At 72.9% G+C, this 20,556-nt stretch carries 16 protein-coding genes and 1 pseudogene; 7 read left to right on the forward strand and 10 right to left on the reverse strand.

The window, feature by feature from the left end; translation table 11 throughout:
* Positions 1-41 precede the first annotated feature (41 nt).
* Positions 42-1,238, reverse strand: a complete 1,197-nt coding sequence (glgA, locus tag ACGF3I_RS07865; protein ID WP_393129750.1) for a glycogen synthase — start codon at positions 1,236-1,238, stop codon at positions 42-44.
* A 489-nt stretch (positions 1,239-1,727) separates the two neighbouring features.
* Between glgA and ACGF3I_RS07870 the strand changes: the two genes are divergently transcribed.
* On the forward strand, positions 1,728-3,080 hold the full coding sequence (locus ACGF3I_RS07870; RefSeq protein WP_393129751.1) for a helix-turn-helix domain-containing protein: 1,353 nt from the start codon (positions 1,728-1,730) through the stop codon (positions 3,078-3,080).
* On the opposite strand, the gene manB is transcribed toward ACGF3I_RS07870, so the two are convergent.
* The 7 genes from manB to ACGF3I_RS07905 are packed head-to-tail and all read right to left on the reverse strand — an operon-like array spanning position 3,077 to position 13,372.
* A complete protein-coding gene (manB, locus tag ACGF3I_RS07875) occupies positions 3,077-4,480 on the reverse strand; it encodes a phosphomannomutase/phosphoglucomutase (RefSeq protein ID WP_393129752.1) in 1,404 nt (467 codons plus the stop codon). The two genes, ACGF3I_RS07870 and manB, sit on opposite strands and share 4 nt — an antisense overlap.
* The gene (gene glgB, locus ACGF3I_RS07880; protein ID WP_393129753.1) at positions 4,473-6,698 is read right to left on the reverse strand and encodes a 1,4-alpha-glucan branching protein GlgB; all 2,226 of its coding nucleotides are present in this window, start codon (positions 6,696-6,698) and stop codon (positions 4,473-4,475) included. Before glgB ends, manB begins: the two co-directional genes overlap by 8 nt.
* 21 nt (positions 6,699-6,719) lie before the next feature.
* Positions 6,720-8,144, reverse strand: a complete 1,425-nt coding sequence (locus ACGF3I_RS07885) for a hypothetical protein (RefSeq protein ID WP_393129754.1) — start codon at positions 8,142-8,144, stop codon at positions 6,720-6,722.
* The gene (locus tag ACGF3I_RS07890; protein WP_393130193.1) at positions 8,141-10,174 is read right to left on the reverse strand and encodes a maltotransferase domain-containing protein; all 2,034 of its coding nucleotides are present in this window, start codon (positions 10,172-10,174) and stop codon (positions 8,141-8,143) included. Before ACGF3I_RS07890 ends, ACGF3I_RS07885 begins: the two co-directional genes overlap by 4 nt.
* A 14-nt stretch (positions 10,175-10,188) precedes the next feature.
* Complete coding sequence (locus ACGF3I_RS07895) at positions 10,189-10,806, reverse strand: DJ-1/PfpI family protein (RefSeq protein ID WP_393129755.1); 618 nt, start codon at positions 10,804-10,806, stop codon at positions 10,189-10,191.
* A 2-nt stretch (positions 10,807-10,808) separates the two neighbouring features.
* Positions 10,809-12,488, reverse strand: coding sequence for a thiamine pyrophosphate-binding protein (locus ACGF3I_RS07900; protein ID WP_393129756.1), 1,680 nt, complete (start codon positions 12,486-12,488; stop codon positions 10,809-10,811).
* A 47-nt stretch (positions 12,489-12,535) separates the two neighbouring features.
* Complete coding sequence (locus tag ACGF3I_RS07905) at positions 12,536-13,372, reverse strand: type 1 glutamine amidotransferase domain-containing protein (RefSeq protein ID WP_393129757.1); 837 nt, start codon at positions 13,370-13,372, stop codon at positions 12,536-12,538.
* Between the two features lie 352 nt (positions 13,373-13,724).
* Between ACGF3I_RS07905 and ACGF3I_RS07910 the strand changes: the two genes are divergently transcribed.
* The 6 genes from ACGF3I_RS07910 to ACGF3I_RS07935 all read left to right on the forward strand — a co-directional run bounded on the left by ACGF3I_RS07910 (position 13,725) and on the right by ACGF3I_RS07935 (position 18,367).
* Complete coding sequence (locus ACGF3I_RS07910) at positions 13,725-14,138, forward strand: nuclear transport factor 2 family protein (RefSeq protein ID WP_393129759.1); 414 nt, start codon at positions 13,725-13,727, stop codon at positions 14,136-14,138.
* 28 nt (positions 14,139-14,166) lie between these two features.
* Positions 14,167-15,795, forward strand: coding sequence for a GMC family oxidoreductase (locus ACGF3I_RS07915; RefSeq protein WP_393129760.1), 1,629 nt, complete (start codon positions 14,167-14,169; stop codon positions 15,793-15,795).
* Entirely contained in the window at positions 15,782-16,582 is an 801-nt protein-coding gene (locus tag ACGF3I_RS07920) for an ester cyclase (RefSeq protein WP_393129761.1), read from the forward strand. The genes ACGF3I_RS07915 and ACGF3I_RS07920 overlap by 14 nt, the downstream gene beginning before the upstream one ends.
* A 31-nt stretch (positions 16,583-16,613) precedes the next feature.
* Positions 16,614-16,994: a nuclear transport factor 2 family protein gene (locus tag ACGF3I_RS07925; protein WP_393129762.1), complete on the forward strand. Its 381-nt coding sequence runs from the start codon at positions 16,614-16,616 to the stop codon at positions 16,992-16,994.
* A gap of 5 nt (positions 16,995-16,999) precedes the next feature.
* Positions 17,000-17,449, forward strand: coding sequence for a VOC family protein (locus ACGF3I_RS07930; protein ID WP_393129763.1), 450 nt, complete (start codon positions 17,000-17,002; stop codon positions 17,447-17,449).
* A gap of 87 nt (positions 17,450-17,536) precedes the next feature.
* Positions 17,537-18,367 (forward strand): SDR family NAD(P)-dependent oxidoreductase, encoded by an 831-nt coding sequence (locus ACGF3I_RS07935; RefSeq protein ID WP_393129764.1) that lies wholly within the window; start codon positions 17,537-17,539, stop codon positions 18,365-18,367.
* A gap of 69 nt (positions 18,368-18,436) precedes the next feature.
* Here the strand turns inward: ACGF3I_RS07935 and ACGF3I_RS07940 are convergent.
* Both ACGF3I_RS07940 and ACGF3I_RS07945 read right to left on the reverse strand, forming a co-directional pair.
* Positions 18,437-20,043, reverse strand: a pseudogene (locus ACGF3I_RS07940) (FAD-binding oxidoreductase).
* A 114-nt stretch (positions 20,044-20,157) separates the two neighbouring features.
* The gene (locus tag ACGF3I_RS07945) at positions 20,158-20,532 is read right to left on the reverse strand and encodes a nuclear transport factor 2 family protein (protein WP_393129765.1); all 375 of its coding nucleotides are present in this window, start codon (positions 20,530-20,532) and stop codon (positions 20,158-20,160) included.
* Positions 20,533-20,556: the final 24 nt, after the last annotated feature.

Raw genomic sequence — 20,556 nt, forward strand, 5'->3', positions numbered from 1 at the left:
ACCGCCACCGGGCCGGTCGCCCGCGCCCGGTGGAGCGGCGGTCAGGCCCGGTGGGCCGCGAGCGCGTCGCGGTAGACCGTGAGGGTCCGCGCGGCCACCGTCTCCCACGAGAAGTGCTCCACCGCTCGCGCCCGGCCCGCGGCGCCGAGCGCGGCGGCCCGGTCGCGGTCCTCGACCAGCGCGTTGACCGCGTCGGCGAGGCCCGCCGCGAACCCGGCGGGATCCGCCGGCTCCCCGGTGGCGTCGGGCACCGCCTCGAAGGCGACGAGCGCCCCGGTCACCCCGTCGTCGACGACCTCGGGGATGCCGCCGACCGCGGAGGCGACCACCGGGGTGCCGCAGGCCATCGCCTCCAGGTTCACGATGCCCATCGGTTCGTACACCGAGGGGCACACGAACACCGTTGCATGGGTGAGGAGTTGGCGCACGGAGTCCTGGTCCAGCATCTTGTCGATGCGGAACACGCCGGCGCGCGCCGCGCGCAGTTCCTCGACCAGACCGGCGACCTCGGCGGCGATCTCCGGGGTGTCGGGCTGCCCGCAGCACAGGACGAGCTGGGCGTCGGGGCGCAGCCCGAAGGCGGCCCGCAGCAGGTGCGGCAGCCCCTTCTGCCGGGTGACGCGGCCGACGAACAGCACGATGGGCAGATCCGGATCGATGCCGAAGCGCTCCAGGGCGTCTCGGCGCGGGTCGGGCCGGTAGGCACCGGGGTCGATGCCGTTGTGGATGACGTGCACCCGGCCGGGATCGACGTCGGGGTAGACCTTGAGGACGTCGTCGCGCATCGCGGCGGACACCGCGACGAGGGCCGCCGCGGAGGTCGCGGCGGTCCGCTCCATCCAGCTGGACAGGGCGTAGCCGCCGCCGAGCTGTTCCGCCTTCCACGGCCGCAGCGGTTCCAGGCTGTGCAGTGTCATGACGTGCGGCACGCCGTGCAGCGTCGCGGCGAGGTTTCCGGCCAGGTTGGCGTACCAGGTGTGGCTGTGCACGACGTCCGCCCCCGCACAGTCCGCCGCCATGGCGGCGTCCGCCCCCAGGAATCCGAGGGCCGCGTCGGCGGCGGCGAGACGCGCCGGCGGTTCGTACGCCTCGACGCCCGGCTCCGTTCGGGGCGGCCCCATGCAGCGCACCCGTACCTCGGCGAGCCGGCGCAGCCCCCGCGCCAGCTCCGTGACGTGTACTCCGGCTCCGCCATAGACCTCGGGCGGATATTCACGGGTGAGCAGGTCTACCCGCATGTCCCCTCCTTCCGTCGCCCGGGCCGGGCCCGGTGGTCAGCAACAACCCCCGGCCGTCGAGGGCAACGAGATCGCCGCGGGACGCCTGTCGGGGGATTCCGACGGGGGTCCCGATTCGAATATCAGGCACCCGCTCAGAATTATCCCCACCGAGAACATCGCGACGATGATCAGCCATAAGCGCTTCGGTTCCATTCGAATACCCCCCACGGGAAACGCATGAATTTGACTCTTGGAGTCAATCAGCAGTGACCATTCGAGTCAAGCCTTGATTGTGCAATGATCGATCTCCTCTCGGCGGAGGAATGAGTTCCGATTTTCCGTGCGGGCGGGGGGCACGGAAGTAGCCAATCGCCGCCTTCGGACCTGCGAAAGTAGGAGCCGGGACGCTTGCAGGCACCTGACATGCGGGTAGCATCACCTGTAATGATGTGAGTCAAGTCCGGTTTGCTCGCCTCGTAGGTTCGTCACCTTGCTCAAGGAGTCGCCGTGGATCACTCTGAGCCTTCAACTGCCGTCGGTCTCGGGCAGCGCATCCGGGAGCTCCGGGTCCGCCGCGGTCTCAAGCAGCAGGACCTCGCGTCCGAGGAGATCTCGACCAGCTACGTGTCGCTCATCGAGTCCGGGAAGCGGGCGCCGTCCGACACCGTCCTCGCCACTCTGGCGGACAAGCTCAACTGCACCGCGGAGTATCTGCGCACCGGCCGCGACCAGCACGAACTGGAGGAGGCCCGGCTGAAGCTCGCCTTCGGCGACATGGCCCTGCGCAACGGGGCGGACGGTGAGGCGCTCCAGACCTTCAGCGAACTGCTGGGCAGCGCGCTGCCGCTGGACGCGGCGATGCGGCGGCGGGCCCGGGTGGGCCAGGCCACCGCGCTGGAGAAGCTCGGGCGCCTGGAGGCCGCGATCCCCCTCCTGGAGGAGATCTTCGCCGACCGGGCCCTGGCCGCCGGCTCCGACGAGTGGTGCCGTACGGCGGTCGCGCTCTGCCGGTGCTACCGCAACGTGGGGGACATCACGGTCAGCATCGAGATCGGCGAACGGGCCCTGAGCAAGCTGGACTCGCTGGGCCTGGACGTGACGGTGGACCACGTCCAGCTCGGCTCCACGCTCATGGGCTCCTACCGCATGCGCGGCGACCACACCCGCGCCCATCTGCTGGCCCAGCGCCTGATCCCGATCGCCGAGCGGCAGGGCGCTCGGGCGGCCCGGGGCGCGGTGTACTGGAACGCGGGCCTGGTGGCCCAGTCGCGCGGACAGCTGGCCGAGGCGCTGGCGCTGACCGAGCGGGCGCTGGCGATGATGGCCGAGGACGACAACGTCCGTCATGTCGCGATGCTCAAGATGAACTACGGCTGGCTGCTGCTGCAGACCGAGTCCGGTGACCGCGACCGGGCCAAGGGGCTGCTCGAAGGCGCGCAGCAGTCGCTCGCCGAGTCCGGCAACGCCGAGGAGCTCGCGCGCTGCGAGTTCCACCTCGCCGAGGCCGACACCGCGCTCGGCAACTGGACCGAGGCGACCGCCCACGCGGAGCGCGCGCTCGGTCTGCTCGGCAGCGAGCCGCGGGTCCTTGCGGTCGCCGCCCGCACCGCGCTGGCCCAGCTGCACTTCCTGCGTCAGGAGGCCGACCTCGGCAAGCAGGTCCTGGAGGCGGCCACCCGTCAGCTGCGGCACTTCCCCGCCTCGCACGAGACCGCCGAGTACTGGCGCCGCATCGGGGACCTGTGGCGGGACGAGGGCCACACCAAGCAGGCCCTCGCCGCCTACGACGCGGCCCTCTCGGCGACCGGGCTCCAGCCCACGCCGAGCCCGCGCGGCGCCCTCAGCGAGCAGAGGCGCTAGGGCCCGGCCGGAGCAGACGCGCCGGGGCCCGGCCGGCGGAGCGGCCCGGGGCCGGGGTCGCAGCCGCCCGGCGCCACCAGGGCGAGGACCCGGTCGCGCAGCGCCTCCATCGCGGCCGGCGCCCGGGCCTCCACCTGGACGCGGACCAGCGGGGCGCCGCGCGCGGCGCGCACGTTGAACCAGGAGCCGTCGCCGAACTCCCCGCTCACGCCGTCGAGCCGGTCCAGCGCCGCCCCGGTGCCGGCGAAGTGGGCGGCCACCCGGCCGAGCGCCGCCCCGGGGTCGTCGACCCGCACGCCGATCTCGCCCGAGTGCGGATAGCGCTCCTGGCCCGACGCGAGGTGGGACAGCGGGCGGCCCGACCGGCCGAGCTCGGCCACCAGGTGCAGGGCGGCGAGCAGCGCCGAGTCGGCGCACCAGAAGTCGCGGAAATAGGAGCGGCCCGAGTGTCCGGCGCCGAAGGCGGCGCCGTGCTCGGCCATCAGGGCGCGGATCGCGGCGCGGCCCACGCGTGAGCGCAGCGGGATGCCGCCGGCCGCTTCGATCGCCTCGACGGCGCGGCGCGAGGTGATGACGTCGTGGATCACGGCGGCCCCCGGTCTGCCCGCCAGTTCACGGGTCGCGAGCAGCGCGGTGACGGTGGCGGGCGCCACCGTCGCGCCCCGCTCGTCCACCACGCGGCAGCGGTCCGCGGCCGCGTCGAAGGCGAGCCCGAGGTCGGCGTCCGCGCCGCGCACCCGCTCCCCCAGGTCCCAGGGGCCCTGCCCGCGGGCGCCGTTGGCGGGGCCGAAGCGCAGCGGGACCAGTTCCACCGCCGGATGGCACAGGACCCGGGGCGCGGTCAGCGCGGCGACGCCGTGGCCCGCGTCGACGACCACCTTCACCCGCCGGATGCCCCGCAGGTCCACGAGCGAGCGCAGATGCCGGGCGTAGTCGTCGAGGACGGGCGCCCGCACCACGGAACCCGGCTCGTCCGCCATCGGCGGGCGGGCGCCCGTCAGGCACGCCCGCACCACGTCGAGCCCCTCCTTCTCGGCGAGCGCCGTCGCGCCCGCCCGGCACATCCGGATGCGGTGCGGCGCCCCGGGCCCGGGGCCGGCCGTGACGAGCGCGGCCGGCACGTCGAGCCGGCCGGACAGATAGGTGAGGCAGTCGGCGGGGCCCGGTCCCGCGTCGAGGGCGTCCGCGCCCTGGTCGAGGACGCCCTGCGCGAAGGCGTCGGCGAGCGCGGGCGCCGAGCCCCGCCCGTCGTGCGCCACCGCGACCACCGGCGCCCCGGTGACGAGGGCGAGGGCGGCCCCGGCCCGGTAGGCGCGGCCCGGGTCGAGCTCGCCCGGCACCCGGCCGCTGACGCCGTGCGGTCCCACCTGCGGGCCGGGCGCGCCCCACGGCTCACGCATCGCCGCCCCCCGCGGCGACCGGGCGCAGCCAGCAGGTGGCGAGCGGTGGCAGGGTCAGGGCGGCGCTGCGGGCGCGGCCGTGCCAGGCGACGGGCTCGGGCACGATGACGCCCGGGTTGCCGACCCCGCTGCCGCCGTAGCGCTCGGCGTCGCTGTTGAGGACCTCGCGCCAGGCGGGCGCGTCGGGCAGTCCGACGCGGTAGCCGTGGTGGACGACCGGGGAGAAGTTGCAGACCACGACCAGGGGCCGGCCCTCCGCGTCGTGGCGTACGAAGGCCAGCACGTTCTGCTCGGCCTGGGATCCGTCGATCCAGGCGAAGCCCGCGGGGTCGCCGTCGAGTTCCCACAGGGCCGGGGTATCGGTATAGACCTGGTTCAGATCACTGACCAGAGCGCTGATGCCGCGGTGTCCGGCGTGGCCCGGCCACTCCTCGTCGAGGACCCACCACTGCGGTCCCCGGTCGTGGTCGAATTCCTCGCCCTGCCCGAACTCCTGCCCCATGAAGAGGAGTTGCTTTCCCGGGTGCGCCCACATGTAACCCAGGTAGGAGCGGAGATTCGCGCGCTGCTGCCACCAGTCGCCCGGCATCTTGGCGACCAGCGAACGCTTGCCGTGCACGACCTCGTCGTGGGAGAGCGGCAGCAGAAAGGCCTCGCTGTACGCGTACACCATCGAGAACGTCAACTCGTCGTGGTGATAGGCGCGGTGGACGGGGTCGCGCGACACATGGGCGAGCGAGTCGTGCATCCAGCCCATGTTCCACTTGAGGTCGAAACCGAGCCCGCCGAATCCGTCCATGCCCACGTCGTAGGTGGGACGCGTCACTCCCGGCCAGGACGTCGACTCCTCGGCGATGGTGAGGGCGCCCGGCGCACGTCGGCGCACGGTATCGGTCAACTCCTGCAAGAAGGCCACGGCCGCCAGGTTTTCGCGCCCGCCGTTCTCGTTGGGGCTCCAGCCGCCCTCCTCGCGCGAATAGTCGAGGTAGAGCATCGAGGCGACGGCGTCCACGCGCAGCGCGTCGATGTGGAATTCGGTGCACCAGTACACGGCGTTGGCGACGAGGAAATTGCGCACCTCGCGGCGGCCGTAGTCGAATTCGAGGGTGCCCCAGTCCGGATGGTGGGCGCGCCGGGTGTCGGCGGGCTCGTAGAGGGTCTCCCCGTCGAACCGGGACAGCGCGAACGCGTCCTTCGGAAAATGGGCCGGCACCCAGTCGGCGATGACGCCGATCCCGGCCCGGTGCAGGGCGTCCACGAGTGCGCGGAAGTCGTCGGGGGTGCCGAGGCGGGCGGTGGGGGCGTAGTAGCCGGACACCTGGTAGCCCCAGGAGCCGCCGAAGGGGTGTTCCATCACCGGCATGAGTTCCACATGGGTGAACCCGAGCCCGGCGACGTACTGCGGGAGCTGCTCGGCGAGTTCCCGGTAGCCGAGGCCCGGCCGCCAGGACGCGAGGTGCACCTCGTAGACGGACATCGGACGCTCACGGCAGTCCGCGCCGCCGCGCTCGGCCATCCACCGCTCGTCCTGCCACACGTGGGAGGAGGACGCGACGACGGAGGCGGTCGCGGGCGGGCACTCGGTGGCCCGGGCCAGCGGGTCGGCCTTCTGGAGCATGCGGCCGTCCCGGGTATGGATCTCGTACTTGTAGCGGGTGCCCGCTCCCGCGCCCGGCACGAACAGCTCCCACACCCCGCTGGAACCGAGCGAGCGCATGGGGTGGGCGACGCCGTTCCAGCCGTTGAAGTCGCCCACCACGCGCACGCCCTGGGCGTTCGGTGCCCAGACGGCGAAGGCGCAACCCGTGACGCCCTCCAGGGTGCGCACCCGGGATCCGAGCGCCCGCCACAGCTCCCAGTGCCGGCCCTCGGTGATGAGGTGGAGATCGAGGTCGCCGAGGGTGGGCAGGAAGCGGTAGCCGTCCTCCTGGCTCTCCTTGTGGTCGCCGTGGACGACCTGGAGACGGTAGACCGGGGCCGGGCCCCCCGGAAGGAGCCCGGTGAACAACCCGTCGCGCTGGTGGGCGAGTTCGACCCGGTCGCCGTCGCCGGTGACGACGGTGACGCGGTCGGCGTACGGGCGCAGGACCCGCACCGCGACACCGTCCGCCGCCGGATGCGCGCCCAGCACGGAGTGCGGGTCGTGGTGGGCTCCCGCGAGGAGCCGGTCGAGCTCGGCGTCGGCGAGGCGCGTCGTCAAGTGCCGTGTCTTGAGCACGGGTTGGGGTTCCTCTCCAGGTCAGCGGGGTCGGGCGAGCCGGTGGACGGCGGCCAGCGGGACGGGCAGCAGCGCGGGGCGGTGGCGTGCCTCGTAGACGGCCTCGTACACCGCCTTGTCGGCCTCGAAGGCCCGCAGCGGCAGGGGCCGGCCGTACGGGTCGGCGCCGCCCGCGTCGCGGTAGCCGTCGCAGAACGCGCGCCGGTTGCGGGCGGCCCACGCCCGGGCGCGCCGGGTGCGGCGCAGCCGCGGTGCGGGGCCCTCGCCGCCGACGGCGTCGTGCGCCTCGGCGAGGGCGGTGCGCGCCGCGTAGTCGAAGGAGCGCAGCATCGAGGCGACGTCGCGCAGCGCGGACTGCGGGCGGGCGCGCTCGGCGGCCGGTGTGGCGGGCTGCCCCTCGAAGTCGATGACGCGCCAGCCGTCCGCGGTGCGCAGCGTCTGCCCCAGGTGCAGATCGCCGTGGGTGCGCTGGACGAGCTGGGGACAGCCGCGGGCGGCCATCGCCGCGTAGTCCTCGTACAGGGCGCCGAGCGCGTCGCGGTGGCGGGCGAGGGCCGGCACCTCCTCGATCGCCTCCGCGAGGCGCCGGCGCATGCGGGCCGCGTCGGCGGCCACCTCGCGCGGGCCCACCAGGGCCTTGGGGAAGGCCTCGGCGAGGGCGGTGTGCACCTCGGCGACGGCATGGCCGAGGGCGCGGGCCTGCGCGGTGAAGCCGCCGGTGGCGGGCACCGGGTCGCAGCTGCCGCGTATGCAGTCGGCGGCGTGGCGCACCGCGCCCTGCCACCCGTCGCCCTCGGCGGGCAGGAAGTCCTCCACCAGGCCGAGCACCAGGCCCTGCCCGCCGGGCGCGCCGGTGCCGAGCGCGCCGTGCAGCCGGGGGGTGCGGGCGCAGCCCCGGTCGGTGAGGGCGCGCAGGGTGTCGATCTCGGCGTGCGGGCCCGGCTCCGGTCTGCGGTAGAGCTTGAGCAGCAGCCGGTCGCCGTACGCCACCGTGGTGTTGGACTGCTCGGCGCTCAGCGCGCGGGGCACGAGGCCGACGGGCAGGGGCAGTGCGGAGGTGCGCTCGACCCGCAGGCCGCCGTCCGCGCCGCCCGCCGCGAGGACGCGCAGCAGCACCCCGAGCAGCGCCGGGTCATCGACGGCGTCGTACAGCGTCCAGCCCTGCCAGGGCCCCGCCGCCACCCGGGCGATGGCGGCGGGGCTGGGCGCGGGCCGCGGGCGCAGGCCGAGCAGCAGCTGGTAGAGCCGCTCGGTGCCGTCGGTGTGGCGGGCCCGCAGCACGGTGTGCACCAGGGCCGGGGGCCCGTCGCGTACGACGCCGGCGCAGAGCGGGGTCAGCTCGTCGAGCGGGCTGCCGCCCGCGAACCAGCGTTGGGTGACCAGCCACGGGCGCAGCGCGGGCAGCAGCGCGGCCAGGACGTCCGGTTCGGCGGCGGTGACGCTCATGAGGCCTGCCCGTCGGCCGCGGTGGCCGGGGTCAGCAGGTGCGCGGTCGCCCGGGCGGGGTCCAGGCGCACATAGGTGTGCGGGTGCCAGGGGTGGAGTGCGCCGGTCAGCTCGTCGCGCAGCACGAGGGAGCCGTCGTCGGGCAGGCCGAGGGAGGCGAGGTCGAAGGAGACGGTGGCCTCGCTCGCCCGGTGCGGGTCGAGGTTGACCACGGCGAGCACCGTGTCGCAGGTCCCGTCCGGGCGCCTCAACTGCTTGGAGTAGGCGAGGACTTGGTCGTGGTCGGTGGGATGGAAGCGCAGGTTGCGCAGTTCCTGGAGGGCGGGGTGGGCGCGGCGCAGCGCGTTGAGGCGGGTGATCAGCGGGGCGATGGTGCGGCCCCCGGCCTCGGCGGCGGCCCAGTCGCGCGGGCGCAGTTCGTACTTCTCGGAGTGCGCGTAGTCCTCGGTGCCCGGCTCCAGCGCCTCGCCCTCGCACAGCTCGTAGCCGGCGTACATGCCCCAGGTCGGCGCGAGGGTCGCGGCGAGCACCGCGCGGGCCTCGAAGGCGGGTCTGCCGCCGTCCTGGAGGTAGGCGTGCAGGATGTCGGGGGTGTTCACGAACAGGTTGGGGCGCAGGAAACCGGCGCTGTCGTGGCTGAGCTCGCGACCGTACTCGGTGAGCTCCTCCTTGGTGTTCTTCCAGGTGAAGTACGTGTACGACTGCTGGAAGCCGGCCTGGGCCAGGGCGTGCACCATGGCGCGGCGGGTGAACGCCTCGGCGAGGAAGACCACGTCGGGGTCGGTGACCGAGACGAGCGCGATCACCCGCTCCCAGAAGGCGACCGGTTTGGTGTGCGGGTTGTCGACGCGGAAGATGCGCACGCCCTGGGCGATCCAGTGCCGCAGGATCCGTACCGTCTCGGCGACCAGGCCCTCGAAGTCGGTGTCGAAGTCCAGGGGGTGGATGTCCTCGTACTTCTTCGGGGGGTTCTCCGCGGACGCCACGGTGCCGTCCGCGCGGTGGGTGAACCACTCGGGGTGCTCGGTGAGCCAGGGGTGGTCGGGTGAGCACTGGAGCGCGAAGTCCAGGGCCACCTCCATGCCCAGTTCGCCGGCCCGCGCGACGAACCGGCGGAAGTCGTCGAGGGTGCCGAGGGCCGGGTGGACGGCGTCGTGGCCGCCGTCCACCGAGCCGATCGCCCAGGGCGAGCCGACGTCGCCGGGGCCGGCGTCGAGCGCGTTGTCCGGGCCCTTGCGGTGGCTGTGCCCGATGGGGTGGACCGGCGGCAGGTACACCACGTCGAAGCCCATCGCGGCGATGGCGGGCAGCCGTTCGGCGGCGGTGGCGAACGTACCGCCGCGCGGCGGGAGCCCGGGGGTGAGCACCGCCCCCTCGGAGCGCGGGAACAGCTCGTACCAGGAGCCGACGAGCGCCCGCCTGCGCTCCACGAGGAGGGTCAACGGCCGGGAGACGGTGACCAGTTCACGCAGCGGCCGGCTGTCGAGCGCGGCGATCACCTTCGGGTCGGTGATCGCGGCGAGCCGACGGGGGGTGGGGCTCGCCTGGTCGCGCAGCGCCTGCGCCGCAGCGGTCACCGCCTCCCGGCGGCCTGGGTCCGGGATCGCGAGGGCGGCGCGCTCGTGCAGCACGGCCCCCTCGCCGAACGTCAGCTCGACGTCGACCCCGGCGGGAATCTTCAGCTGTGCGTCGCGGCGCCAGGTCGCGACGGGGTCCGCCCAGGCCTCCACGGTGTAGGTCCAGCGGCCCGGGGTGTCCAGGACGACGGTCGCCTCCCAGCGGTCGGCGTCCGCGTCCACGAGGTCCATCGGCGTCCAGGGGCCGCGCAGGCCGGCCGGGTCGAGCAGCACCACGTTGGCGCCGACCAGGCCGCTGCCCTCGCGGAAGACGGTGGCGCCGATGGTCACGCTCTCCCCCGTCACCGCCTTGGCGGGCACCTCGCCGCCGCGCACCTGCGGGGTGACGTCGAGGACCGGGATCCGGGCGCCCGCGGGAACGGCCGGGGCGCCGGTCCGGGTCGGGGCGGTCATATACGTCGGGGCGGTCATCGGGCGCTCCTCACCGCGGTACGGACCCCGGCGCGGGAGGGGCGCTCCCGATCGGCGAGGAGGTCGATGATGGTGCGGGCGAACAGGTGGCAGTGGGCGCCGGTGCGGGCGGTGACCAGGTCGTCGTGGACCACCACGTCCTGGTCGACGTATTCGCCGCCCATGTTGCGCAGGTCGCCGAGCAGGTTGTTGTGGACGACGGCGCGGCGCCCGCGCACCAGGGACGGGACGGGGGCCGCGAGCCACATGCCGTGGCAGATGATGCCCTTGACGATGGCCGGGTCGTTGAAGGCCCGGCGCAGGAAGGTGGCGGCGGGCGGCAGCCGGCCGGGGTCCTCGGTGTAGCGCAGCCGGTCGGCGACCATGCCCGAGGGCACGATCACGGCGGAGAACTCCTTGAGCGCGAACTCGTCGATGTCCTCGAAGGAGCGGTCCACCTCGAACGGCATCCGGTGCTCGTGGCCGGTGAAGGTGATGCGCTCCTGCCCCCAGAGCCGGGTCAGGAAGTGGACCTCGGCGCCTTCCTCGGGGAAGCGGTGCTGGTAGTAGAGGATCTCCGGTTCGTAGAAGTCGCTCTCCATCAGGACGGCGATCTTGTGTCCGGTGAGCCGCACGGCTAGTCCTCCCTCCCCCGGCCGGTGACCAGGTCGATGAGAAACGGGCCCGGCGTCCCGAGCGCCTCGGAGACCGCCGCCCCGACCTGGCCGGGCTTGTCGATGCGTACCGACGGCACGCCCAGGGACGTGGCGAGCGCGGTGAAGTCGATGGCGGGGCGGCTCAGGTCGAAGATCTCGGGATGGTCGTGGGCGGGGACGCCCACCGAGCGCCAGTACTGCTCGATGTTGTCCTCGAGGAGCTTGTAGCTGCCGTTGTTGCAGACGACGAACTTCGCGCCGATGCCGTAGCGGGCCGCGGTCCACAGTGCCTGGATGGTGTACATCGAGCCGCCGTCGCCGGTGAAGGCCACCACCGTCTTGTCCGGGTGGGCCAGCTGGGCCCCGATGGCGCCCGGGATGCCGACGCCGAGGGAGCCGCCGCGGGTCTGGAACCAGTGGCCGGGCCGGGTGGGCGGCAGATGGCGGAAGAGCTCGGGCGACGCGGTGAGCGCCTCGTCGAAGAGGATCGCGTCCTCGGGCAGCCGGCGGGCGAGTTCCTGGGCGAAGGCGGTGGTGGGCAGCGCGAGCGGATCGAGCGCCGCCTCGTCCTGCTGCCGGTTCGCGGCCAGTTCGTAGGAGCGCTCCGACGCCCGGCGCCGCAGCCACTCCTGGGCGCGCCGCCGGCTCCCCTCGCTCATCCGGCCCTCCAGCGCCTCGGCGAGCGCGGCCAGGGTGCGCCGGGGGTCGGCGACCAGGCCCAGGTCGACGGGGAAGTTCTTGGCGATGGCGTCGGCGTCCAGGTCGATGTGCACGACCGGGGCGCCGGGCGCGAACACGCCGTCGAGCGCGGGGTAGACCTCGGGCAGTGCGTAGGTGCCGACGATGAGGACGGCGTCGGCGGCGGCGGTGACGCGGCGGCTGTTCTCGCCGAACATGTGCCCCAACTGCCCCGCGTACGCCGGGTGTTCGACGGACAGGTTCACCTCGGACCAGTCGGCGCCCCACACCTCGGCGCCCCAGGTCTGGGCGAGCCGGGCGAGTTCCTGCTGGGCGCCCGAGAAGTGCACCCCGTCCCCGGCGATGACGAGGGGGCGTTCGGCGCCGGCGAGCAGCCCGGCCGCCCGCTCGACCACCGCCGGGTCCGGCACCGTGGCCGTGTCGAGCAGGGTGACCGGCACGGCCTCCTCGGTGGTGTCGCGGTCCATCACGTCGGCGGGCAGCACGACGAGGACGGGACCGTAGGGGGGTGTGGCCGCCACCTTGAAGGCCCTGCGCAGGGTGCGCAGCGTGGACCCGGGGTCCACGACCCGGGTGGCCCACTTGGTGACCGGCTCGGCCATGGCCACCAGATCGGCGGCCATCTGCGCCTCCATGTTCTCGTAGTGCAGCCCGGCCTCGCCGGCGAGCACCACGAGCGGGGCATGGCCCCGTTTGGCCTGGTAGAGCATGCCGATGCCGTTGCCGAGGCCCACTCCGGTGTGGAGCTGGACGACGGTGGGGCGCCGGGTGGCCCGCGCGTAACCGTCCGCCATGCCGACGGCGACGGCCTCCTGCAGTGCGAGAACGTACTCGAGTGAGGGGAAGTGGCGCAGTTCGTCGAGGAATCCCTGCTCGACCGTGCCGGGGTTGCCGAACATGTACCGGACCCCGTCGGCCTGCAGCTGTTCGAGCATCGCGACCCGCGCGGGCCTGCTGACCATGGTGTGCTCACCTCTCGTGCGAAGCGGTAACGGCCTTGCCCGGACGGTCAGTTGGTCAGGAAGCCCCACTGCCGCAGACCCTGCTCCAGGACCTCGACGACCTTCTCGCCGGTGAGGTAGGAGTCGGGGGTCGAGCGCCCGGTGATGAACGGGTAGTCGACGATGACCGAGGTCTCCTTGCCGAAGTTGCCGTGGTAGGCGCCGCCCGGCGCGGTCGCGTCGCGCAGGATGTACTCCAGCGGGTACGGCGGCGGTCCGATCACGAAGTCGGTGCCCATGAAGCCGGTGCCGTCCTTGTAGTCGTACTCGATGCAGTGCCCGGTGACGTGCTTGCCCCGGATGATGCTGGCGCGGTCCTCCTGGTCACGGGCGAAGGCGAGGGCCGCGACGCCGTAGCACTCGGCCGCGATGGGCAGGTCGAGGGCGTGGAAGGCGAGGATCAGGTCGTGCACCCGCCAGTTGTTGGCGAGGTCCACGATGGGGCCGCTGCCGCCCACGATGAGCAGGGCGTCGTAGCGCCCCGCGATCTGCTCGCGGACCTGCTCCAGGCGGGTGTTGTACGCCTCCCAGTCGCGCAGGAAGTACGGCTTGCTGCGGTAGGGGCGGTCGGGCAGCCAGGACGACAGGTCCAGCGGGTCGTCCAGGCGGTCGGAGGTGTCGATGGCGCGGACCTTGGCGGCCATCTCGGGCGTGGTGACCGAGCGGCCGAGCGGCGGGTCGATGTAGTCCGGGTCCATGCTCGGCGGCAGGGCCGGGGCCCGCTTGCCGGTCGGGGTCGCGAAGCTGACGTGATAGCCGGCCTTGTCGAACGTCTCCAGGGGGCCGATCAACTCCTCGCCCCAGTAACCGTATTCGGACAGGACGACGAGGATGCGCTTGCTCACGGGAGTTCCTCTCCTAGGGGTTCCACGTGGTGCCGGGGTCCTGTCTAGATCCGCACGGGCGGCCGGGACCAGCCCGGGCCGCCGGGGCGCACGGACATCCACAAGTGGGCGGACGGACTACGGCATGTCGCGCTCCGCCGCAGGTCACCGGGGGTCCTGACGCCCAACACCCGGTTCGGGAGGCCGAGTTGCCGCAGCCCGTGGGGCGACTTCACGCAGTGCGGGCCCGCCCGGTGCCGGGCGGTGCGCGCCGCGCCCCGGCCGTGCCGCAATCGTGGGGCGGCGCCCCGCCCCGGGCGCAGCGCAACGTCGTGCCGCGGGCCGTGGTCCGCGCACCGGAAGGGAGTCAGCCATGACGGCCGAGAAGACCGCGCCCGGTACGGGCATCCCCGCGTTCGTCCAGCACTGGTTCGACATTCTCAGCAGCCACGAGCCCGTCGAGGAACTCCTCGCCCATGTCGTCGACGACGGCCTGGAGATGGTCTTCCCCGAGCGGACCCTGCGCAGCCACGCCGACTTCCGCGACTGGTACGAGGTGGTCGGCGAGGCCTTCGCCGACCAGAGCCACGTGGTGGAGCGCCTCGACGTGGACGAGGACGGCACCGGCGTCGGCATCTCGCTGACCGTGGTGTGGACGGCCAAGCAGACCTCCGACGGCACCGTCAGCTCCTTCCGCATCCAGCAGACCTGGCGTCTGGTGCGCGAGGCGGGCACCGGCCGCCCGCTCATCTCCCGCTACCGGGTCGGCGACCTCGCTCCGGCCTGATCCCACCCACGTCGACCCAGGAGGTTCCATGTCACCCGACAGGACGGGCACTTCCCCGGACCGCGCCGTCGACTACGTCGTGGTCGGTGCCGGATCGGCCGGCTGCGCCGTGGCGGGCCGGCTGAGCGAGGACGAGAGCGCGAGCGTGCTCGTCCTGGAGGCGGGCGGCTGGGACGAGCGCCCCGAGATCCACCGCACAGACGCCGCGGCGGTCCTCGCACTGCTCACCTCCGAGTGGAGCCCCGAGATCGACTGGGGTTACGCCACCGAGCCCGAGCCGGCCATGGCCGGCCGCCGCATCCCGGTCGCGCGGGGCAAGGTGGCCGGCGGCTGCAGTTCGGTGAACGCGCTGATGTGGGTCCGCGGCAGCCGCCACGACTACGACCGCTGGGCGGCGCTCGGCAACCCCGGCTGGTCCTACGCGGACGTACTGCCGTACTTCCGGCGCGCCGAGGACTACCCGGGGGGCGACCCGGCGCTGCGCGGCAGCGGCGGACCGGTGCGCGTGCGCGACCTCGACGAACCGAGCCCGCTGGCCGGCGCGTTCGTGGCCGGCGCCGCCGAACTCGGCTACAGCGCACCGGAGTCGGACTACAACGCCGCACGCCAGGACGGCTACGGCTTCCTCTACCAGACCACCCGGGACGCGGCGGGCGCGCGCTCCTCCACCGCGGACGCCTATCTGCGGCCGGCGCTCGCACGGCCGAACCTCACCGTACGGACGGGGGCCAGGGCGACCCGGCTCCTGCTCGACGGCACCCGTGTGACGGGCGTCGAGTACGAGCGGGACGGCCGGCTGCACCGGGTCCGCGCCGAGCGGGAGGTCGTCGTCTCGGCGGGCGCCTTCGAATCGCCCAAGCTGCTCATGCTCTCCGGCATCGGCCCGGCCGCACATCTGCGCTCGCACGGCATCGAGTGCGTACAGAACCTGCCGGGGGTCGGCGGCAACCTCCAGGACCACCTGTTCGTGCCGGTGTGCTACCAGTCGCTCCAGGAGCACCCCGAGGGCGCGCTGATCTCCGAGGCAGGCCTGTTCACCCACACCCGCGACGCGGGGCCGAACGAGCCGCCCGACCTCCAGTTCACCTTCGGACCGGTGAAGTTCCTGCCGCCCGACGCCCCCGCCGCCCACCAGCGCGGGCCCGGCTTCACCTTCGCGCCGATCTCGCTGCTCCCGCAGAGCCGCGGCCGGCTGCGGCTGCGCAGCGCCGACCCGACGGCCAACGCGGTCGTCCGGGCCAACTACCTGGCGTCCGCCGCCGACGTGGACGTCCTGGTGCACGGCATCCTGCTGGCCAGGGAGCTCGCGCACACCCGCGCCTTCGGCCCGTTCCGCGGCGAGGAGCTTGGCCCCGGCGAGCACGTCACCGACCCGCGCGAACTGCGCGGCTACGTCGCGGCGCACGCCACGACCCTGTGGCACCCGGTCGGCACCTGCCGCATGGGCACCGGCCCCGACGCGGTCACCGACGCCGAGCTGCGGGTGCACGGCGTCGAGGGGCTGCGCGTCGCCGACGCCTCCGTCATGCCGTCGATCGTCGCCGGCAACACCAACGCACCGAGCGTGATGATCGGCGAGAAGGCGGCCGCTCTCATCCAACAGTCCTTGCCCGTCAGCTCACTTCGGACCGAGGGGAACTCCCATGCCCACGTCTGACCACCTCCGCCTGTACGAGCGCTTCCTCACCGCGCTCAACACCGAGGACTACGCCGAGATCGCCCGTGTCATCGGAGACGACTTCGAGGACCACCACCCGGGCTTCGACATCTCGGGCCTCGATTCCTACCTGGACGCGCTGCGCGGCGCGCACCGCACGCTCGGCATCCGAGGCGAGCTCCTGGAGACCATCGAGTCCGGGGACCGGCTGGTCACCCGGGTGCGCCTGACCGGCAGCCACCAGGAGAGCGTGCTGGACATCCCGGCCACCGGCCGCAAGGTCGAGTGGAGCACCACCGAGATCTGGCGGATCGAGGACGGCCGGCTCGTGGAGCGCTGGGCCCAGGACGACCTCCTCGGTCTGCGCGGCCAACTCTCGCCCGACGACGAGAACGTGGCGGTCGTCCAGAAGGTCAGCGACGCCGTCAACGAGCGCCGCTACGACGACCTGGACGCGCTGTTCGGCCCCACCTTCAAGGACAACAACCCGGCCTGGGACGTGCGCAGCCTGGAGGAGCTGAAGGGCATCATCAAGGCCGCGCACGACGCGCTCGACTTCCGGGTCACCCTGGACGCCCTGTACGCGGCGGCGCCGGACAAGGTGATCATGCACATCACCTTCCACGGCAAGCACATCGCGCCCTTCTTCGGCATGGAGGCCACCGGCAAGGAGGTCTCCTGGACCAGCCTGGAGGTCTACCGCCTGGAGGACTTCAAGGTCGTGGAGCGCTGGGTGCAGGCCGACACCGCGGGCCTGATGCGCCAGCTCGACGTGCCCCTGCCGTAGCGACACGCCCCCACCGAGGAAGGAACCGCTCATGAGCACGAAGAACACCCGGGAGATCGTCGACACCTACTACCGGCTGGCCAACGCCGGTGCGTGGGACGACTGGTGCGACCTGTTCGCCGTCGACCAGACGATGGACGAGCAGCTCGCCGGGCACGTCGAGGGACGTGAGACGCTCCGGGACATGATGAAGGGCTTCCCCGAGATGTACGCCTCGTTCTCCAACACCCCGGTGCACATCGTGGTGGACGGCGAGCAGGCCGCGGTGGTCTCGCACATCTCGGCCGTCACGACCGGCGGGGACGCCGTGGAGGCGGAGGTCTGCAACTACTTCCAGGTCTCCGGCGGCCTGATCCGCTACATGTCCAACTTCCACGACAGCGTCCCCTTCGCTGCCGTGTCCGGGGCGTGAGGCCGGTGTCCGCACCCGTCGACGTGAACGTCCGCTGGTCCCACGTGGGCCTCAACTGCCGTGACCAGCAGGCCACCGAGGAGTTCTACACCCGCTGGTTCGGCTTCAGCCGGGCCCGGGTGGTGGAGGCCGACGGCAGCCGTGTGGTGTTCCTGCGCAGCGGCCCCGTCTATCTGGAGCTCTTCCCCACCGACGCCAAGCCCGCCTTCGACACCGTCAAGGACGGCCCCGACCACCCGGGCGCGGCCCGTCACCTCGCCTTCCAGGTCGACGACGTCGACGCGTTCCTCGCGGCGGCCGGCGGCGAGCTGGAGGTCACGCTCGGACCGCTGTCGTTCGACGCGTTCATCCCCGGCTGGCGGACCGTCTGGGTCGCCGACCCCGACGGCCTGGTCATCGAGGTGAGCCAGGGCTACACCGACCAGTCCGCGGAGGAACTGCGGACGTACGCGTGAACCGGCACGACCGCACGGGGCACGGCCGGTCCGGCGACCGGCCGTGCCCCCCTTGGCACCATCCGACATCCCACGGAGTGAAACCGCATGACCGCTGTCACCGAGCAGACCGTCCTCATCACCGGTGCGACCGACGGCCTCGGCCGGGCCCTCGCCCATGAACTGGCCGCTCAGGGCCACGCGTTGATCCTGCACGGCCGCAGCGCACGCAAGGGCGAGGAACTGCTCACCGAGCTGCGCGCCAAGACCGGGAACGAGGAACTCACCTACGAGCTGGCCGACTTCGCCTCGCTGCGCGAGATCGGCGAACTCGCCGACCGGGTGCTGGCCCGGCACGAGCGGCTCGACGTCCTGGTGAACAACGCCGGCATCGGTGTGGAGCTGGCCCGCCAGGAGAGCCGGGACGGCCACGAACTGACCTTCCAGGTCGACTACTTGGCGGCCTACATGCTCAGCTGCCGCCTCGCGCCGCTGCTCGTGCGCTCCGCCCCGGCCCGCGTCATCAACGTCAGCTCGGCCGGACAGGCCCCCATCGACTTCGACGACGTGATGCTGGAACGCCGCTGGGACGGAGTGCAGGCCTACTGCCAGGCCAAGCTCGCCCAGATCAGCCTGACCGTGGACCTCGCCGAGCAGCTGGCCGGCACGGGTGTCACGGTGAACGCGCTGCACCCGGCCTCGTACATGCCGACCAAGATGGTGGTGCATCTGTTCACCCCGCAGAGCACGGTCGACGAAGGCATGCGCAATGTGGCACGCCTGGTCACCGACCCGGCCCTCGCGGAGGTCAGCGGTGCCTACTTCGACCGTGACCGGCGTTCGCGGGCCGGGGCCCAGGCCTACGACCCGGCGGCCCGCGCCCGGCTGCGCGAGCTGAGCGAGGCCCTGACCGGGGTGGCGCTGCCCGCGCTCACCTGACCGCCCGCGCCCTACGCCCTGTGCCCCGCCCCGGTCCTCCGGGGCGGGGCACTCGGCGTGCGGCGGGTCTCAGGCCGCGGTCACGGACAGCGCGTGGTGGAAGACGTTGTGCGGGTCCCACGTCTTCTTCACCCGTTGCAGGCGCGGGTAGTTGCCCTTCCAGTACAGCGTCTGCCAGGGCACGCCCGAGGTGTTCCACGCCGGGTCGGCGAGGTCGACGTCGGGGTAGTTGATGTAGCTGCCGTCGGCGGGTCCGTCGGGCAGCGGCACCCCGCCGGTGTCGGCGTACAGGTCGCGGTAGAGGGTGCGCATCCAGGCGATGTGCCGGTCGTCCTGGGCGGGGTCGCTCCAGTACGTGGTGAAGTTGGCCTTCAGCATCGAGTCGCGCTGCGGCATCGCCGTGGCGCTCGGGGCGACCGTGTTGACCTGGCCGCCGTAGGTGTAGAGCAGGATGCCGGCGTGCCCGTCGTAGGCGGCATCGGAGAGGTTGCGCCACAGCACGTCGAGCTGGGCCTGCGACCAGCTCTCGCGCAGATAGGCGCCCTTGAACTTGCCGCGGCTGAACACCCCGGTGTCATAAGGGTCCTTGAGGGTGGCCTTGAGCCAGGGCCAGCTGGAGGTGGCGGTGGTGTGCGGGGCGCCCACACCGTCGGCGACGGCGGCCAGATAGCCGTTCATCAGGGCGGCGGCGTCGGGGCGCGAGCCGTCGATCTGCGCGCTGAGCACCAGGGCGCCCTGGATGCGGTTGTTGAGGATGAACACGCTGTTGAGGCTGTCGTAGGGGGTGCCGACGGTGTTGTTGGCGTGGTGCCAGTCGTTGTGGTTGCGCACCAGCCGGTGGAAGTCGGCCTCCGTCACATCGCTCCACTTCCAGCTCGCCGTCGCCTTCAGGAGGGTGGCGGGCGGCTTGGGGAGCAGCGCGGCGGGGCTGGTCCCGGCGGCGTCCGGGGAGCGGAACCAGTACCGGGTCACGATGCCGAAGTTGCCGCCGCCCGCCCCCGTGTGCGCCCACCACAGGTCGCGGTGGGGGTCGGCGGCGTCCCGGGTGGCGACCACACAGCGGGCGGTGCCCGAGGCGTCCACGTACACCACCTCCACCGCGTACAGGTGGTCCACCACCGCGCCGTGCTCGCGGCACATGCCCCGTATCCCCCGCCGCTGACGTGGCCGCCGACGCCGACGGTGGGGCAGGTGCCGCCCGGTATGGTGACGCCCCACTCCAGGTACAGGGTGCGGTAGACGTGCCCGAGCTGGGCGCCGGCCTCGACCGCGAACGCGCGGCGGGCGGCGTCGTAGGTGATGGCGTTCATCTCGGACATGTCGACGAGCAGGGCCACGGCCGGGTCGTCGACCAGCCCGTCGAGACAGTGCCCGCCGCTGCGCACGCCGATCCTGCGGCCGGTCGTCACCGCCTCCTGGACGGTCTGGATGACCTGGTCGGTGGTGTGCACCAGGCGCACGGAGTCGGGCCGGGCGGCGAATCTGCTGTTGTAGCCGCGGGCCGTGAGGTCGAGGTATCGGGGGTCGCCGGGGGTCACGGTCACGGCGGCGGGAACGGTGGTGGCGGTGTCGGCGGCGGCGCGGGCGGGCCCGGCCGCCGCGCCGAGGCCGAGCACGGCGGCGCCGCCGACGATGGAGGCGGTGCCGAGGAATCCGCGGCGGGTCACTCCGGCCATGGTCATCTCCTTCGGTGGTACGGGGTCGACGCAGGGTTGTCGGGGGTGAAACGGGAGCTGCCGCTCCCCGAAGCGGGGGCCTCGGGGAGCGGCAGCGGGGGAAGCGGGGAGGGCTCAGTAGACCTCGTGGCCGCTGACGGTGGTCTCCGGCACGTCCTCGCGGACGTCCCAGTGCTCGACGATGCGGCCGTCGTCGATGCGGAAGATGTCCACGACGACCATGCCGCGGTGGCCCGGCTGCGGCCGGAAGTGGGAGTGGGTGAAGACGATGCCGTTGTCACCGGCGATCCGCCGGATCTCGAAGCGGGCCTCGGGCAGCTGCGTGCGGAAGCCCTCGATGAAGTCGACCAGCGGCTTGCGCCCGTCGGGCAGGTTCGGGTTGTGCTGGATGAGGCGGTCGGCCAGGTACTCGTCGGCGCGGTCGGTCTGCCCCTCGTTCCAGACGTTCTCGATGTAGTCGCGCACGAGCTGCACGTGGTGGTTGGACACGGTGTCTCCTTGGTGGGTTCTGCG

The sequence above is a fragment of the Streptomyces sp. NPDC048111 genome (genome assembly GCF_043202815.1).
In the GTDB taxonomy this organism is placed as follows: domain Bacteria; phylum Actinomycetota; class Actinomycetes; order Streptomycetales; family Streptomycetaceae; genus Streptomyces.